Raw genomic sequence first — 16,573 nt, 5'->3', positions numbered from 1 at the left:
AGGGGGGAGAGCGAGAAAAAATAACTCCTTTTTTTTAGCGCTTAACCGAAATTCTCTCGATCGCCGGGAACGATTTTTTCCTTCTTTTCGGAGCGGTTAACGAGCGGTGGAAGACGGCCGCGAAACCGAGAGCGGCGATCGCTCCCACGCTCGAAATCGGTGAGGGTTCGGGAACTTGGATACCGCAGGGATCGCCGACTCCGTAGGGATTGATATATCGGGTATCTCGCGTTAAGTCGGCATCGTAGGTGAAGGTGATGTTTGAATTATTACTAACGTTCGGCCCGTCGTAGAAAAATTGGCTGGCCCCTCCCGCGTAGCAGGAATTCGGGTCGCTCACCGGTTGAGGGCCGGCGATCCCCTGATAGAGAGTTGTCCCCGCTGTGACCAATACCTCCTCTCGGAAGTAGGCGAAATTTTGAAATTGTACGTTGGGAGGGAAAGGATATAGGGCTAATTTGACGATCGCTTCGGAATTAAGATCGAAAAAATCGCTAGTCAGGTAGCGACCTTTATTAACGTTCGGCGAGAGCGGGAAACTGTAATAACGATAGAAGGTAGTATCCTGGGTTAACGTGACGGCCGTGCAATTCGATCCCGCGAAAGAGGCGATAACATCCGCTTGGTTATACGGTCGATCGGTGTAGGATGAACCATCGGCGATCAGACAAGCGGCGCGAGCGGCCGGTTGATCGACGGCGATCGAGAGGGTGGCAAGGGCGATCGAAGCCATTCCACCGCCTAAAAAAGCGAATTTTCGTAACATAATGCCAAATTACGCTTGAATTGTAAATTTCTGTCCGAAATTATAATCAAGCCTTTAACGGGCGGAAGTGTTTTGTTACAAAACTTCGCGTAAAAAGAGCGATCGAACCCGTTTTCAGCCTTTTTACTGGCGAAATTTGGTTGTTTTTGTCGTCGCGCGAGTCGCGGATCTACCGGGGAAACCGCACCCCGCTCCGGACAAGCTACCCGCGCTCGCGAGCCATCGTGGTAAGCTACTCTAGAGAAGAATGCCCCCTCCGGAAATCCATGCCCTCTTCTCCCTATAAAAGTCGGCTATTCAAGCTGATCGTCCGTCGATCGAACCGTTTCAAAGATCGACTCGGACGCGCCACCCGAAGCGCGCGGAATACTCTCTCGCTGGGATTCCAGATCGTCCTGTACCCGATTTACCTCCTCGTACAGAGCGCGAGAAGGATGGGAACCGGTTTAGGGCAAGCGGTACAGAAACAATTATCCCCCGTCGCGGAAACCCCGACGATCGAGATCGATCGCTTTCTCGACACGATCGCCGTCGGGGAAATCAATGTCACCGGCATCGCGACCGATTTGGAGAATCACGAGTTACAGTTGGTAACGGAGAAGGAACGAACGATCCCGATCGCCGATACGTCTTTTCAAGAGAAATTACAGAAACAGATCGTCGCGACGCTCGCGAATTATTATCACGATCGCCGTCAACTCGATCGCTCGAACCGGAAAGCGTTATCCCTCCCCCCTAGCTTTGAAAAAACCAAAGAAAAAGTTCTCCCCCCGATCCGTTGGTTTTGGGAATTGATCCGCTGGGAACAGACCGGGCCGGTCGCGATGACGATCGATCTGTTCGGGGAATCCTCGATCGTTCCCACCCGTCCCCCGATCTCGGTTCCCCCGGAAATTCCCCTTCCCCCGATCGCGATCACCCCGATTATCGAGGCGATCGATCGACGGTTAGCCGAGTTAGAAACCAAATCTCTCACCACGATTCCCGAAGTCAACGGTTCGATCGTTCCCCCGGAAAGCGCGAGTATCGAAACCGTCCCCGAAACCGCGCTACCCGACTCGGAAACATCCCGCGCGTGGCGCTTGTACTGGTTGATTTACGGGGCGATCGATCACTTTTTCAGCGCGTCCGGAAGTTCGATCGGGGACGCTAACGAAACCCTCTCTCTCCCGGAAACCGGCACCGTAACCGTCCGGGAAACCGTCTCCGTCCGACGGGTACAAGACGGCATCGAAACGCGACCGGGAGAAGATCCCTTCTCGATCGCCCGAATTATTCAAGCGGCGATCGATCACTTTTTCGCTCCCGCGACCGTTCCCTCCCTCTCCGCGAGCGATGACGACCCTTGGTTAGAAGTGGACGATCTTTTCGCCAATACCCGACCCTATCCCCGAGAATCGCCAGAAATCACCGAATCGATTCCCGCTCGTCTACCCGACTCGGTTCCTCTGCCGCCGCCCCCTATTAACACGAAACACAAAATAAGTCAAGAATCAAGCCCGAAATCGATACAAAAAGTAACCAAGCCCCGAGCCGAGATCGTCCTGCCGAAAGTGAACCCGACCGATATCGCGCCCGTGGAACCGCCGGAGGAGACGCGACCGGTGCCGTCCTCGCCGAACCGGATCGATCGGATCGCCCCGGATACACCGAGCGAGAGCGAGTCAGAATGGTGGGAAACGCAATATACCCCCGTCGGTTACGAAAAGCACCCCTTAGAGCGGATTTTAGCGTGGTTAGACACGATGATCCTCTGGATCGAGGAACTGATTATCCGGATCTGGCGATGGTTGCAACCGCGACGACGGCGATCGAGAAACCGTCGCGGGGGACGGGATTGACGATCCACTCCCTCACTTCGATCGACCCCGAAGATACCATTTCCGCCAGGCCGTGGAACTGCGAATGACGAGCCAGAGGAGGAAGAGGGCGATCAATCCCCCCTGTTGGGGCGCGCGGAAGGCGAAGAAAACCAACCCGATACAGAGAAGATCCTCGATCGCCGTTACCCAGAGTGGTAGACCGCGCAGACGGAAAAACCAACCTATCTGAACTAATTTGATGGTTAACGCCAATAATCCCCCCAGTAACGCGAGTAACCAGAGGGGGAGTTCGGACGGGCCGATCGCTTTCGCCACGGCAACACTGATCAGCGCGCCGACGATCGGGCTACCGATCAGGGAGAAAACCTGTAACACGCGTTGTCCCAAGAGGTTTTTCGAGGCGAATAACTCGAATAAAGACCAAACGATCAAAATAGTCAGCAAAACCCGCGGGTTAAACCGCGAGAGAAACGGGATATTTTCCCAGAATTCGGTACGGATTAGTCCGATGACCAATAGGGGTAAGGCGACGCGCAAACCGGCCGCCGCCGCCGCCGAAAGTACCGCTAATAGGCCGGTGAGCATAAAGGATGTAACGGTTCGGAAATCGATCGAGAGAGGGCTTCGGATGTGGAGAGAGGACGGTGCAATGGAGAGAACGCGAAATCGGAGGGCTTTACTTCGATAATACACTCACGCGGACTTTCTCCCCGTCTTTGAGGGGTTTACTACTGTTGACGACGAAACGTTCCCCCCGTTCCAGACCGGAGAGGATCTCGGCGCGACCGTCGATAATTTCGCCGACGCGGACCGATCGTTTTTCCACCCGATCGGACGCGGGAGAAAGCACGAAAATCGCCGTTTTTTCACCGTCGCGCGCGATCGAATCCTCCGGGACGATCACCGTCGGCGGCGCGTCGGGAGCGAATGTCACCCGCGCTAACAATCCCCCTTTAATCGTCGCGTCCGGGTTGGGAAGGGTGATCTCGACGGGGATCTGGCGCGCGGTTCCCGTCGCGCTCGGCGAGATCCGGGAGATCCGACCGGTAAAGGTTCGATCGCCGAACGCGTCTAGAGTCAAATTTATCGATCGTCCCTCGCGAATCCTCTGTAAATCGAGTTCCGACACGAGAACGACCACTTTCACCCGCGAGAAATCGCCGATTCTCAATACTTCGCCGCCGGTACTAATTAAATTTCCCGGTTCGCTCGTTCTCTCCAGAACCACGCCGTTTAAGGGAGAGATCAGGACGGCGTAGGATTGTTTCTGACGTTCTTGGGCGATCACCGATTTCTGCGCCGCGATCCGTCCGAGAATCCCCGCGACCACCTGTTCCTCGACTTGAATTCTCGATCGGGCGCTTTTCACGGCTTTTAGGGCGACTTCCGCCGTGGTGCGCGCCGTTTCCGCCTGTTGTAAGGGGATCGCGCCTTCCGCGGCCAACCGGCTAAAGCGATCGGCATCGTTTTTCGCCTGTTGGTACTGTAATTCCAGCCGATCGACCTCGATTTTGGCGTTATTCACCTCGATTCTCGCCCGTCCTAACTCCGCCTCTAGGGAAGCTAGTTGCGCCTGCTGTTGCCGAACCGCGGTGGCGAGGAGGGTATCGTCGAGTCGTCCTAACTCCTGTCCCCGCGTCACTCGATCGCCCGCATCTACCGTAAGGTTTAATAATTGACCCTCGACGCGCGATCGTACCGAGACCGTTTGTAACGGTCGTGTCGTCCCCGTGTAGGACAGGGCGCGGCCGACGGTTCCCGCGGTCGCGGCGGCGACATTGACGGTGGTGGGACGTTGTTTCGGGGGGCCGGATTCGGTTTTCGGGGTGGGGGTACAACCGATCGATACGGTCGCGAACAGGATAATCGGCAGAAGTCTCGCGGGAATCATACGGCGAGCGGGGCGACGATGGGAAGAAATTTCCCTTCTATTGTCACGTTATTTTGCGATTTTTCGCGGGCGCGCGAGGGATCGCTTCCTTACAATACCCCTTTAGAACTGGGGATCGCGTCGGCGCGACGGGGATCGATCTCGATCGCCATGCGGGTCGCGCGCGCGAAGGCTTTAAAGGTAGCCTCGATGATGTGGTGGGAGTTAATGCCGTCTAATTGGCGGATATGTAGGGTCATTTGGCTATGGTTGACCAAAGCGACGAAAAATTCCCGTACTAGCTGGGTGTCGTAGGTTCCGACGCGCTGGGTGGGAATCTGGAGACCGTAACTCAGATGCGGCCGCCCGGAAAAGTCAAGAGCGACCTGAACTAATGCCTCGTCAAGCGGAGCGACAAAATGCCCGAAACGAACGATCCCTTTTTTATCGCCCAGCGCTTTAAAGAGAGCCTGTCCCAAGGTGATGCCCACGTCCTCGTTGGTGTGGTGATCGTCGATCTCGATATCCCCCTTGGCGCGGACATCCAGATCGATCGAGCCGTGACTCGCGATCTGGTGGAGCATATGATCGAGGAAGGGAACGCCCGTATCGGCGTGACAACTGCCCTGCCCGTCGAGATCGATCGATACCTGTACGTCGGTTTCTTTCGTCACGCGACTAATCGAGGCGCGACGGGAACGAGAGGAGAGGGAATCGGCTAGGGAAGGGACGGAAATCATAGAAAGCGCGTTAATACGGATACGTTTATCTTACCGCCTCGATTAACCTTCGGAACCGGGAGACCCCGCGGGCGCGGGTTTAGCCTCGGCCGGGGATTCGGCCGGTTTCGGGGGTTCCGGGGCGGGTTCGACGCTTCGCGGGGCCGCGGCGGGTGCCGGGGGGCCTTCGGGTTCCGGGGCTTTCGTTTCTTGTACCGGGGGAGCGGGTTGAGGCGCTTTCGGTTGTACCACCGCGGGATCGGGTTGCGGCGGTTTCGTTTCTGGTACCGGGGGAGCGGGTTGAGGCGCTTTCGGTTGTACCACCGTCGTCGGGGGTGGGGTCGGGGCCGGCGCTTTCTCGGGATTCTCCGGCCGCGGGTTCACTTCGGGATTCGGGCGCGGGTTCGTCGATCGCTCTCGGGTCGGGGGTTGTACCTCCGGCGCGGGGGGAGCGCTATTCCGGGTTTCGATCGGGTTAGGCTCGTTATCGCGGGGACGGGCGATCGGGGTGCGGCAGACATCGGGAGAGGGGGCGAAACTGACTTTCACCTGATAGATCCGCGAACCGTCGCCGGAGTCGCTAAAACGGGTCGATCGAACTTCCCGCGCCGCCTGTTGGTTCAGGATCGGGAAACCCGCGCTCTTGAGTAACCACGGCTCGCTCACGGGAACCCCCGCGCCGTTAACCGTCACCCCGTAAACCGCCGTTCCCGCGAGTTGTCGGGAACAGGCATCGGCGGGATAACTACCGGTCAGCGCGACGGTAGAGATGCCTTTCTTGCCCCGATCCCGGTTATTCAGTTCATTTAACGCTTCCGGGTTCTGGTTCTTCTGTTCATTTAACCAGGCCACCTGATTTCGCATCGCTTCCTCGTCGGTGGTGTTCGTTTTATCCTCTTGGAGCGATCGCCGGCGTTCTTCCATCTGAGCGAGTAGACCCCGGACGCGTTGGTCGTCGCGAGGGGATTCATTTCCGGTAGCGGGGTTAATCGGCACCGGTTTTCCTAATTGGTTCCGGGCCTGTTCCGAAGCCCGGATCGGGGCCTGTCGAATTCCTGCCGCCGTTAGCGAAGGATCTCCGGAGGGATCGAAACGTAAGTCCCGGTTCGATCGAGGGATGTTCGGATTGTTCCGGTAAAAATTTTCTAGATCGTTCCGGGAGTAATTATCGACGGGAGAAGTATTCGGCGGCAAATTATTCCCGTAGGGATTTTTCCCCGAAACGGTCGGGACGGACGGGGGAGGGGGTAAATTCGGCGAGTAACGCGGTACATTCGGCGTGGAAGGGGTCAGGGGCGGCCGGGAAATGTCGCTCGATCGAAGCCGGGGGATAGACGCGACGGGAGGGTTATACACTCTCAGCGAGGGTAGGGCGGGAGAGGAAGGCAGGGAAGAGTAGGAGGGAGGGAGGGGAGGCAGAGAGGGGGCGGAACGGGCGGAAGGTAGCGAAGGAGGGGGAGAAATGGAGGATATCGGGGGGAGATCGCTATCGAGACTCCCGAGCGGCGGAAGTGCCGGAAGGGGGGACACGGAACTGTCCGCGCCGGGAACCGGGGGAAGTCCGGGAATTTCGGAAGCGCCGGGAAGGTTGCTCGGTGAAGGGTTAAACTCGGGAAGACGCGAGCGCTCGAAAGAGTTGAGTTCGATAACGCCGACGTTTTTCAGGTCTCGCGGCGCGGGATCTCCTTCGGCCGATCGGGCCATATTCGGGACGACGCTGGCGAGCAGTAAACCGTGAATGCCGATCGAGGCGGCGATCGCGAAATTACGGGAGTTTACAAGCTTATTCTGTCCGATTTCGGAATCTAAATAAAAGGATGTCATAACCAACTATCAGTAAGGAGTTCGGTATATAAATATCGGGACAGCGAGCGATCGCTAGAGATCGATCTTTTGCTAGTTACTATAACATTTCTCTCTCGCGGTCAGTCGATCGGGAGAGTGGGGGATGGGGAGATGAGGGGGATGGGGAAGATGAGGGGGATGGGGAAGGGGAAAAGGGAAAAGAGCTTTCTGAATCCTTTCGCCTTGACCCTTTTACCTTTACCCTCCCTCACCTCCCGCCCCCGAAACTTCCGAAACTACTGGCGGATCTGTACCGGCATGACGAGATAGGTCATTTTTAAGCCGCCGAGGGGGGTGAAGATGACCGGTTGGGTGTTGGCGTTGAGTTGCATCTGGATGTCGTTGGCGGGGAGGGCTTTTAAACCGTCCATTAAATATTTGACATTGAAGGCGATATCGCCGCTTTCTCCGGTGATTTCGGCGGCCATCGATTCTTTCGCGCTACCGAGGTCGGGGGATTCGACGGAGAGGGAAAGACGCTCGTTCTCGCCGTCGATGCTGAATTTGACGAGGTTGTTTTTCCCGTCGGCGAGGACGGCGACTAATTCCAGACAACGGATTAACTGTTTACGATCGATGGTCAGCGATCGACTGAAGGATTTGGGGATTAATTGCCCGTAGGCGGGATAGGCTCCGTCTAACTTGCGACTGGTCAATCTCTGTTCGTCTAACTCGAAAATCACTTGCGCGTCATCGACGTGGAGGGTGATCGACTCGGTGTTCGATCGGGCGGCGAGCATTCTTTCCAACTCCCGCAGGGCGCGCGCGGGGATGGTGACGGTAAACCCTTTCGAGGAGGAATCCGCGTCTTCTAGGGGCGTTTGCACCACGGCGAGACGATGCCCGTCGGTGGCGGCGAATTCCAGGCTATCGACGGTTTTCGTCAGGTGTACGCCGGTCAAGACCTGTTTCGTTTCATCGGCGCTGGCGGCGAACAATGCACCTTTTATCCCTTCTGTCAAGGCATCGATCGGTAAGCTAACCGTTTCACCATCGACGACGGTGGGTAATTCCGGGAATTCATCGGCTTTCATGCCCCGGATCTGGAATTGGCCGGAGGCGGTTTTCAGGTAGACGACGGTATGTTCCTCGTCTTCCCCCTCTTCGGAGACGGTGATGGTGATCTCGCCGTCGCCGATTTTGGTGACGATATCGTTGAGGAGTTTAGCGGGTAGGGTGATTTTTCCCCCCTCGCCCACGTCGGCGCGGAAACTCGTCCGGATTCCCAGGCTGAGATCGAAAGCTGTCAGGCTAATTTCTCCTTTTTCCTCGTCCGCGACAAAGAGAACATTTCCTAACACGGGATGGGTGGGACGGTTGGAAACGGCGCGACTGACGAGGGATAGATGGGTATTGAGATCGCTTTGACTGGTGGTGAATTTCATGGATGATCGGATGGTTCTTTTGTATTGCTACTGTGATTGTAAGAGTTTCGGAACGGGTATCGAGGGGATTTTAGATTATAGCCACCAGCCGATCCGGAAATACTTTCAATCTTTTAATCTCGATCGATCTCTCCCGCGCGTACCTGTGGAAAACTTGTGGAGAAACGCGCGATCGAGCGGGCGTTCTCTCCGAAGTACCTCGTTCAAACGGAGTATTTTCAAGGGGTTTACCGGTTTCTTCGCTTCCCGGAAAGACTGTGGAAAACTTTTCAGGAGACCGGAATAAGTGTTCTCCCCGCCTCCCGCCCTCTCTACGGTTGCCGGCCGCGACTGACGAGGTTGATGCGATCGCTGAGTCGGGAGAGAGTTTGGCGTAACTGTCCGTCCTGATGGCGCGCCTGGTTGATCTTATCACAGCTATACAGCACCGTCGTGTGGTCTTTTCCGCCGAATTCCTCGCCGATGCGCGGTAAGCTCAGATCCGTGTGCTGTCGCATCAGATACATCCCGATCTGTCGCGCGTGGCTGATCTCTCGCCTTCGGGAATTGCCCTTGAGATCCTCGATCGAGAGTTTGAATTCCTCGGCGATCACGGTGATAATCACGTCCGGGGAGGTGGCGACTTTCTCCGCGGGGGGACTTAAAACGGGGGCGATGGTTTCCACCGTCATCGGCAATCCGGAGATCGAGATATAGGTGGTGGTGCGAATTAACGCCCCCTCTAGCTCGCGGATGTTCGAGGTATAATTCGCGGCGATATACTCGATAACCTCTCTCGGAAGGCGTAAATTCTCGTATTCCGCCTTTTTTTGCAGGATGGCCATCCGGGTTTCGATGTCGGGGGCCTGGATGTCGGCGATCAAGCCCATCGAGAAACGGGAGATCAACCGATCCTGTAAACTGGGGATCTGTTTGGGCGGTCGATCGGACGCGAGAACGACTTGTTTTCCCGCCTCGTGTAAGGTATTAAAGGTGTGGAAAAATTCCTCTTGGGTGTATTCTTTCCCCTCGATAAATTGTAGGTCGTCTACTAATAAAATATCCGCGCCGCGGTAATGTTCGCGGAAGCTTTCCATACTATCCTGGCGGATTGCGGCGATCAGGTCGTTGGTAAATTGTTCGGTGGAGACGTAAAAAACTTTCGACGCGGGATACAGTTCGAGATGGTAATGCCCGAGCGCCTGCATGAGATGGGTTTTTCCCAATCCCACCCCCCCGCAGAGAAAGAGGGGATTGAATTCCCGTCCGGGAACCTCGGCGACGGCGAGCGCGGCCGCGTGGGCTAACCGGTTGGTCGGCCCGACCACGAAGCGGGAAAAGACGTATTTCGGGTTTAATTGGTTGGTAAATACGGATTCCGAGGGAGAAGTAGGGCGGGGGCCGAGAATGGCGATATTTTCTCCCTGTACCGTGGTCAGTTGAATTTCCACGGGATAACCGACGATATCCTTGACCACTTCCGAAAGCAGGGTCAGGTAATTTTTTTGGAGATGGTTGAGAATGAAAGGATTTTCCGCTTGAATCACGAGGCGATCGTTATGCCAGCCGCCGATCGTCGCCGTACCGAACCATGTATCGAAAGCGGGGCGAGTTAATCGGGTTTGAAGGCGTTCTAAGACGTTTTTCCAGAGTTGTTGGGCGCTGATGTCCACGGGGTATCTCGATAAACAAGCTTGAGTTCGGTAAATTCGGGTAGGGAATGGTATAAGTTTAGCGAGATTTTTCCGATCGGGATAAGATGATTTCAATAGCCTCGCGAAGTTAAAACAAGAATTATGACGGGGATTTTACCGATCGCGCGTTTAGGAAGTCCGATTTTAGAACAAAGGGCGAAGGACATCGAGAAGTTCGCCGATCGATCGTTACAATCGCTGATCGACTCGCTAATCGAGACGGCGAGAGCGTCTAACGGGGTGGGAATCGCCGCGCCGCAGGTTTCCGAGTCTTTACGCCTATTTATCGTCGCTTCCCGTCCGAATCCCCGTTATCCGAACGCGCCGACAATGGAACCGACGGCGATGATTAATCCCCGGATTCTCTCGACGAGCGGGGAAATTGTCAAGGGATGGGAGGGGTGTTTGAGTGTTCCGGGGTTACGGGGTTTTGTCCCCCGACACCGTTCGATCGAGGTAGAATATCTCGATCGCTCTGGGAATGTAATCCGCGCCCGTTTCGACGATTTTATCGCCCGGATTTTCCAACACGAGTCGGATCATCTCGACGGTATCCTATTTCTCGATCGATTGGAATCGGACGCGGATCTATACACGGAAGAGGAATATCAATTCTTAACCCGCGAGGCTTCTGTAACGGAAACCGTGGGGGCGCGAGCCTCGCACCCGTAAATATCGGAGAATTTCAACAGATTTCCCATACTCTCGCGGATTTAAACCGAAAATTCCTGTAATTCTCTCTTTTCCCCCGCGAAACGGATTTCCGTGTCGGTGTATTCGGGAACCCATCCCTCGGTGGAGGTGAAATAACGTACCGCCTTCACCCGTCGCGCGTCGGTGAGATGGAACCAGTGTTCGCTATTGGCGGGAACATTGATATATTCTGCGGGCTGTACGGTTAACTCCGCTTGGGAACCGTCGGGGAAAACGAACCCGAAAACTCCCTCGCCATCGATGATATAGCGTACTTCATCATCGGCGTGGGTATGACAGCGCTCGAATTTGGCGAGTAAGGTGTCGAGATTCGGGATATCGGGATGGAGGACGATTAAATCTCGGGATTGATAATTGTATTTTTCCTGTAATTCCCGAAAATACTGGTCGAGGCTCACTAAAACGGTTTCTTTTTCTTCATCGCTTAACGCCGCTTTAGTTAGTAACTCGCGAGTTTCGGGATTTTCGATCGGCCAGTAATTCAAACTCACGTTCAGCGCGGCCAGTTTTTCGCCGATATCTTCGAGTCGCGTGTAGGTGGTTCCATTTTCTAGACGGAGTACGGCCATCTTATCTGTATCCTTTCTTCAGTAAATCACGTTTTCTATTGTAATATTTCTCTCGATCGGGGGATGTCTACCGATTTCCCCGACGGAATTGATAAAAATTTTCCCCCGCGCCCCAAACCTGGCGGCCGTTCGCGTCGTAGCCCCGATCGCTGGTATCCATACCGTCGGGACGTAGAATGATCGTGTTAGTAATTCTCACCGCGCCTCTCGCGGTTGCCGGACAACCGGCCGGGGGCGTTTCTCCTTTGTAGCCTCCCTCGATCGGCGTTAAAATAACCGTGCAGACATATTCGCCGAGATCCGATGGTCGCACCTGTCTTTCTGTCAAGCTTCTTTTACAAAAATTAATAAAGTTGCCCGCGTTTCGAGGTTTATACGATTTCGACTCGATCGAGCGATCGTCCGTTCCGGGTTTAATTTCGAGGAATCGCTGGCGGTACGGTTGATTTAATTTGTTTAATAAAGCTTGTTCTTGGTATAAATAAACAGAACTCTCGCTATTCGGAAAAGAAACCTCGCAGGTAGTCATCTGTACCTCGGCGATTTTCGGATTCTCCCGCGCTTGCGCGGTGGTATTCATCTCGCCGGCGAGATAGTTCACCACGTTTTGAACGGAGGGGTTAACCGTAGTGGTTTGAACGAGAAGCAGTAGGGCGATCGAGAGCATTTTCGGCGTACTCTAGTTGATTTTACCGCGGGAGATGACCGCGTTCGGCTCGGAAATAAATTCATTGTACAAAACTTCGAGGGGGACGGGGATGGGAAACAGCGATCGATCGTTTTGTAGAGATGGTTGGCGATCGAGATACGGTAAATCGAGTGTTATCGATTTCCATCGACGGGACAAAACGTTTTCCATCTTCGCTCGCGAACTAGAAGGTTTTCCCAAGTTTTCACACCCGTTTAAATCGTTCCCTCGCGGACGCGAAAGCTTCTTTCATCACCGATTGAATCTGTTCGGGATCGGGTTTTTTGCCCCCCATCAGATCGCCGAAATAAACACACGCGCCCTCGCCTAACGCCCAAGTATAGGCCGCGGCCCAGGACGCGGCGATAACACTGCCGAATCCGGGGATAAACTTCACCAATTCCCGGCCGATTACCTGCGCGAGAAATCCCCCGGCGATGGCGCTGACGATGCCCCCGGCCTGCGACGGCGTTAACACCTGCCCGTATAATTTGCCTAAAACGCCCACCATCGACACCTGTAGGGCGGTTAACACGGGCATGGTCGCGAAAGGTAAGGGAACCGCCGCCAGAGTCGCCGCGACGATCGAGTACGCGACTAGATAACGTCGGGCTACGTCGCGGTAGAGATTGCCGAGTCGATCGCCGGTTTCCTTGTCGAGAAGTTGGTGGATGGCGTTGGCTTCCGCGGTGGGGAGTAAATCGGCGAGGGTGTCCCGAAACGCCTCTAAGCCGTAAAAAACGGGGGTATACGCGTCTTCTTCGAGGGTGAAGTCGATAAGGACGGATCGATCGAATAACCCCGCGAACGTTTTTTGCAGTTCCTCGTAAGCCCGTTGGATATCGGGAAAATCGGGCGGGTAATCGGGATGGTTCTCGATTTCGGGCGGATAGATCTCGTGTAAACAAGTTACCGCGAGTAAACAGGGAATTTCGGGATGTTTCTCCCGTAATTGTTTGGCGATCGCTTTCAGGCTGTCGGTGGCGAAATCGTTACTTTTCACCGTGAGGATGAAAACTCGCGCTTTTCCCGTCTTTTCCGCTAGATCCGCGAATAATTCCCCGATTAATGCCTCTGTATCTTGATCCACGTCCCCCAAACCCACCGTATCGGTGAACACCAGCAGGGGAAGATCCTCCGAAGGATAGATGTATCGTTGGGTGTTTCGTGTGTGGGGACGGAAACCCTGACCGACGATCTCCGCGGAAACTCCCGTTAAGGCCCGGACGATCGAACTTTTGCCGGTCTGGGGTTTGCCGATCAATAGCGCTTCGGTCGTCGGTAACTCGGATCGCGCTTTCTCGAGAATTTCCGCGACCTGGCTATCGCTGACGCTGAACCACTGCACGATCGAGTTCGCCAGACGATCGACGGGTAGCCGTTTCGCCACCTCACCCGTCACGCTGTTCCAAGTATTCACGAGGGAATCGATCGGCAATTTGTTATTCATCGGTATCGCGGGGGCTTTATGATAACTACAATGAACGAATTAGCACGGGCTAAATGAACCAGACGGGTGTTCGTCCTCAAGATTTATCCTGGCCTTACTGGCCGATCGTACCACTTTATCCCTATGGCAGGCGGTGGACAATTCGCCGGGAAGTGGTGAAAGATACGATCTGGACGTTCGACCAAATCCAGGGTATTTTCTACGTGGTCGTGCCGATCCGGATGACGGTGATCCGGTTGGAATCCGGGGGATTACTCGTCTACGCGCCGGTCGCCCCCACGAATCAATGTATCGCCCTCGTCCGGGAGTTAGAAGCGCGATACGGCGAGGTCAAGTATATTATCCTCCCCACCATCTCGGGGATCGAACATAAGGTTTTTGTCGGCCCCTTCGCCCGTCGTTTTCCGAGCGCGACCGTTTATGTCGCCCCGGATCAATGGAGTTTTCCCCTCAATCTACCCTCGAGTTGGTTGGGTTTACCGGCGCGACGTACCGAGATTCTGCCGCAAGATGTCGCTACCACACCGTTACATCGGGAATTCGATTACGAGATCCTGAGAGGAATCGATCTCAACGGGCCGGGCTTCTCGGAAGTGGCTTTTTTCCATCGCGCCTCGAATACTTTATTGGTGACGGATTCGATCGTTTCCGTCCCGGAAGATCCGCCGGAAATCGTCCGTGTCGATCCCTATCCGTTGTTGTTTCACGCGAGAGATAGCGCGGACGATCCGATTCTCGATAGCCCGAAAAATCGTCGGAAAGGATGGCAGAGAATTTGTCTTTTCGCCCTGTATTTTCAGCCCCCGGCGTTAGAAGTGCTGCGATGGGGGAAAGTGTTCCGGGAAGCGCGGACGGCGAGCGATCGCTCTCGAAAAGGCTATTTCGGATTATTTCCCTTTCAATGGCGCGCCGGGTGGCGGGATACGTTTGAAACCCTCCGCGGTGGGGGACGTTTATTAGTCGCGCCGATCCTGCAAACGTTAATTTTAAATCGTTCCCCGGAAGTGGTTCTACAATGGGTCGATCGGGTGGCGAGTTGGGAGATAAAACGGGTGATTCCCTGTCATTTCGAGGGTTCGATCGAGACGGATGCGTATCAATTCCGACAGGCTTTTTCCTTTCTGGAGAAAACGGGAAGCACGTTACCGGACGAGGATTTGGAGTGTCTGCGGGGGATCGATCGCTTTTTAATTCGCTGGAATATCACCCCCCCACCGCGGGAGAAATTGTAGGGTGACGTGGCGGGCTATTGTAACAATAACTCGCCTTCGGGGGTTAATTCCCAGCGATCGCGCGGCGATCCCGGTTCTACATACCGTTTCACGAATCCCTGACGGGCGAGATTTTTTAAGACCGTCATCATATCGGGTTCTCTAGGAACCTCTTGGCGAGAAAGCGCGTTAGCGATCTCGTACCAACTCCATTGTCCTTTTCCTTTATCAATTAACTGGAGAAGCACTAATTCTAGTTGGGTTAATTGTATTATCTCTCTCATGATTAATCCTCCACACTGGGATGAAATAAAACACCGAAACCTTCTTTCAAACTATAATCTTCAAGGGTTGCTGTATGAGCGTTATTCCACAGTTCGTAAGCGAGATCGGGATCTGGTGGTTGTCCGGTGGAATACCCTAGTTTTTTATATCTAATGTACTCCCGAAGTTCATGAGTATAAAATCTTAAATCGACCGGTTCTGGTTTCAATCGGCCTTGAGCGATATTTCTCAATCTATCTACCATTCTAATCTCCGCTTGACCGACTGGGTTAAATCGGCGGACGTGCGATTCAACTAAATCAACCCCTCTAGAAGTGATGGTTACTTTCAGATAGGATAATTTAAGAATCTTTCCTCCCGCTCGTGATGGATCGAATAATCTTCCGCTAACCGCTCCTTTTGTTGGCATGATTTGTTACTTGATTTCAGCGATTCTTGATACTCGATCGAACTCGCCGAAAAGAGTTTCGGAACATTTCGTACTTTTGAAGATTCTTGAGCGCACTCTACAATTACCGTCCCTCCCGTGTTTTTTTGATTTTACCAACCGTGAAAACCGGCTGACCGTATATCGATCGAGACTTTTCTGCTAATCTAAGTAAAGTCATTTTCCACCATTCCCGCGAGAAAGCTATGATTCTACCCGGCAGTACCGTTCGCGTCACCAATCCGGACGACACCTATTACAAGTTCGAGGGCATCGTGCAGAGAGTGAGCGATGGAAAAGTCGCCGTCCTGTTCGAGGGGGGAAACTGGGATAAGCTGATCACCTTTAACCTCTCGGAACTCGAAGAAGTCGTCCTCGCGAAAGGCAAAAAATAACCTTTTTTAGCCGTTATAAATGTTCTCGGTGGGTTAGCGAAGCGTAACCCACCCTACGGTCTGCCTCTTGAAAAATGCGTCTTCCCCTACCCCGATTCGATACCGATGGTCGCCATCCCGATCACATCGCCGAGGTGATCGAGACGGCCACGACGGAATTTCTCGCCCAGTGTTTGGAACCGGAGGATTTGAATTTTCCCTTTATGCCCCCGTTCGGTAGTTGGGTGAAAGCCTACGACGAGGAAACGGGGAATAAAGTCTTCGGGATCGTTACTTTCGCGACGACCGCGCCGATCGATTCGGTACACCGGGCGCGGGCTTTGGGGCTATCGCTGGCGGAATTGCGGGAACAACAGCCGCAGATTTTTGCCATGTTGAAGACGGAATTTCGATCGACGATCGTGGGTTTCGAGACTCCCGATTCCCGTAACGGCAACGGTGCGATCGGGGGATATATTTATCAGTACCTCCCTCCCCGTCCCCCGCAGATCCATCAGGCGGTCTATCAATGCGATCCGATCGAGGTGGTAAATTTTAGCGAGCGATTGGATTTTTTACGGATTTTATTACAGGTGAAAAATACGCCGGTGGAAGCCCTCGCGGCCGCGTCTATCCGGGAGATCTATCAATTGCGAAAAGCCGATCGACAGTGGCTGGTGAACGTCGGGAGACAGTTAAGCGTTCTGTTAAAAGATGATTACGATCGACTCCGCTACATCCTGAGTCAGATTCATATCTCGGTTTAAGGCGATC

At 54.3% G+C, this 16,573-nt stretch carries 18 protein-coding genes; 5 read left to right on the top strand and 13 right to left on the bottom strand.

Annotated elements, in window-relative coordinates:
• Window positions 1-34 precede the first annotated feature (34 nt).
• A complete protein-coding gene (locus tag V0288_RS05535; RefSeq protein WP_332864041.1) occupies window positions 35-766 on the bottom strand; it encodes a hypothetical protein in 732 nt (243 codons plus the stop codon).
• Window positions 767-1,032: 266 nt separating this feature from the next.
• On the opposite strand from V0288_RS05535, the gene V0288_RS05530 reads away from it, so the two are divergent.
• On the top strand, window positions 1,033-2,607 hold the full coding sequence (locus V0288_RS05530; protein WP_332864040.1) for a hypothetical protein: 1,575 nt from the start codon (window positions 1,033-1,035) through the stop codon (window positions 2,605-2,607).
• Between the two features lie 12 nt (window positions 2,608-2,619).
• On the opposite strand, the gene V0288_RS05525 is transcribed toward V0288_RS05530, so the two are convergent.
• The 6 genes from V0288_RS05525 to dnaA form a co-directional block, all read right to left on the bottom strand.
• Window positions 2,620-3,174: a DUF4126 domain-containing protein gene (locus V0288_RS05525; protein WP_332864039.1), complete on the bottom strand. Its 555-nt coding sequence runs from the start codon at window positions 3,172-3,174 to the stop codon at window positions 2,620-2,622.
• A 91-nt stretch (window positions 3,175-3,265) separates the two neighbouring features.
• Entirely contained in the window at window positions 3,266-4,480 is a 1,215-nt protein-coding gene (locus V0288_RS05520) for an efflux RND transporter periplasmic adaptor subunit (protein WP_332864038.1), read from the bottom strand.
• An 89-nt stretch (window positions 4,481-4,569) separates the two neighbouring features.
• The gene (gene hisB, locus V0288_RS05515) at window positions 4,570-5,199 is read right to left on the bottom strand and encodes an imidazoleglycerol-phosphate dehydratase HisB (RefSeq protein WP_332864037.1); all 630 of its coding nucleotides are present in this window, start codon (window positions 5,197-5,199) and stop codon (window positions 4,570-4,572) included.
• Between the two features lie 42 nt (window positions 5,200-5,241).
• Window positions 5,242-7,002, bottom strand: a complete 1,761-nt coding sequence (locus V0288_RS05510; RefSeq protein WP_332864036.1) for an energy transducer TonB — start codon at window positions 7,000-7,002, stop codon at window positions 5,242-5,244.
• Between the two features lie 257 nt (window positions 7,003-7,259).
• Window positions 7,260-8,408, bottom strand: coding sequence for a DNA polymerase III subunit beta (dnaN, locus tag V0288_RS05505; protein ID WP_332864034.1), 1,149 nt, complete (start codon window positions 8,406-8,408; stop codon window positions 7,260-7,262).
• A 311-nt stretch (window positions 8,409-8,719) separates the two neighbouring features.
• Entirely contained in the window at window positions 8,720-10,060 is a 1,341-nt protein-coding gene (gene dnaA, locus V0288_RS05500; protein WP_332864033.1) for a chromosomal replication initiator protein DnaA, read from the bottom strand.
• Window positions 10,061-10,183: 123 nt separating this feature from the next.
• On the opposite strand from dnaA, the gene def reads away from it, so the two are divergent.
• Complete coding sequence (def, locus tag V0288_RS05495) at window positions 10,184-10,753, top strand: peptide deformylase (RefSeq protein WP_332864032.1); 570 nt, start codon at window positions 10,184-10,186, stop codon at window positions 10,751-10,753.
• 41 nt (window positions 10,754-10,794) lie between these two features.
• On the opposite strand, the gene V0288_RS05490 is transcribed toward def, so the two are convergent.
• From V0288_RS05490 to V0288_RS05475, 4 genes are all read right to left on the bottom strand, one after another.
• On the bottom strand, window positions 10,795-11,364 hold the full coding sequence (locus tag V0288_RS05490; protein ID WP_332864031.1) for a 1,2-dihydroxy-3-keto-5-methylthiopentene dioxygenase: 570 nt from the start codon (window positions 11,362-11,364) through the stop codon (window positions 10,795-10,797).
• Window positions 11,365-11,431: 67 nt separating this feature from the next.
• Entirely contained in the window at window positions 11,432-12,031 is a 600-nt protein-coding gene (locus tag V0288_RS05485) for a chromophore lyase CpcT/CpeT (protein ID WP_332864030.1), read from the bottom strand.
• Between the two features lie 12 nt (window positions 12,032-12,043).
• A complete protein-coding gene (locus V0288_RS05480) occupies window positions 12,044-12,223 on the bottom strand; it encodes a hypothetical protein (RefSeq protein ID WP_332864029.1) in 180 nt (59 codons plus the stop codon).
• Window positions 12,224-12,257: 34 nt separating this feature from the next.
• Window positions 12,258-13,502 (bottom strand): YcjF family protein, encoded by a 1,245-nt coding sequence (locus V0288_RS05475; protein ID WP_332864028.1) that lies wholly within the window; start codon window positions 13,500-13,502, stop codon window positions 12,258-12,260.
• Window positions 13,503-13,555: 53 nt separating this feature from the next.
• On the opposite strand from V0288_RS05475, the gene V0288_RS05470 reads away from it, so the two are divergent.
• Window positions 13,556-14,734, top strand: a complete 1,179-nt coding sequence (locus tag V0288_RS05470) for a DUF4336 domain-containing protein (RefSeq protein WP_332864027.1) — start codon at window positions 13,556-13,558, stop codon at window positions 14,732-14,734.
• A gap of 14 nt (window positions 14,735-14,748) precedes the next feature.
• Here the strand turns inward: V0288_RS05470 and V0288_RS05465 are convergent, their stop codons facing one another.
• A complete protein-coding gene (locus tag V0288_RS05465; RefSeq protein WP_332864026.1) occupies window positions 14,749-14,997 on the bottom strand; it encodes a hypothetical protein in 249 nt (82 codons plus the stop codon).
• A gap of 2 nt (window positions 14,998-14,999) precedes the next feature.
• A complete protein-coding gene (locus tag V0288_RS05460; protein ID WP_332864025.1) occupies window positions 15,000-15,407 on the bottom strand; it encodes a hypothetical protein in 408 nt (135 codons plus the stop codon).
• A gap of 224 nt (window positions 15,408-15,631) precedes the next feature.
• On the opposite strand from V0288_RS05460, the gene V0288_RS05455 reads away from it, so the two are divergent.
• A complete protein-coding gene (locus V0288_RS05455) occupies window positions 15,632-15,820 on the top strand; it encodes an NAD(P)H dehydrogenase subunit NdhS (RefSeq protein WP_332864024.1) in 189 nt (62 codons plus the stop codon).
• 74 nt (window positions 15,821-15,894) lie between these two features.
• A complete protein-coding gene (locus V0288_RS05450) occupies window positions 15,895-16,566 on the top strand; it encodes an HAS-barrel domain-containing protein (protein WP_332864023.1) in 672 nt (223 codons plus the stop codon).
• The last annotated feature ends 7 nt before the right edge of the window (window positions 16,567-16,573 follow it).

The sequence above is a fragment of the Pannus brasiliensis CCIBt3594 genome (genome assembly GCF_036688125.1).
Lineage (GTDB): Bacteria > Cyanobacteriota > Cyanobacteriia > Cyanobacteriales > Microcystaceae > Pannus > Pannus brasiliensis.
This window is presented reverse-complemented; position numbering and strand designations above follow the sequence as displayed.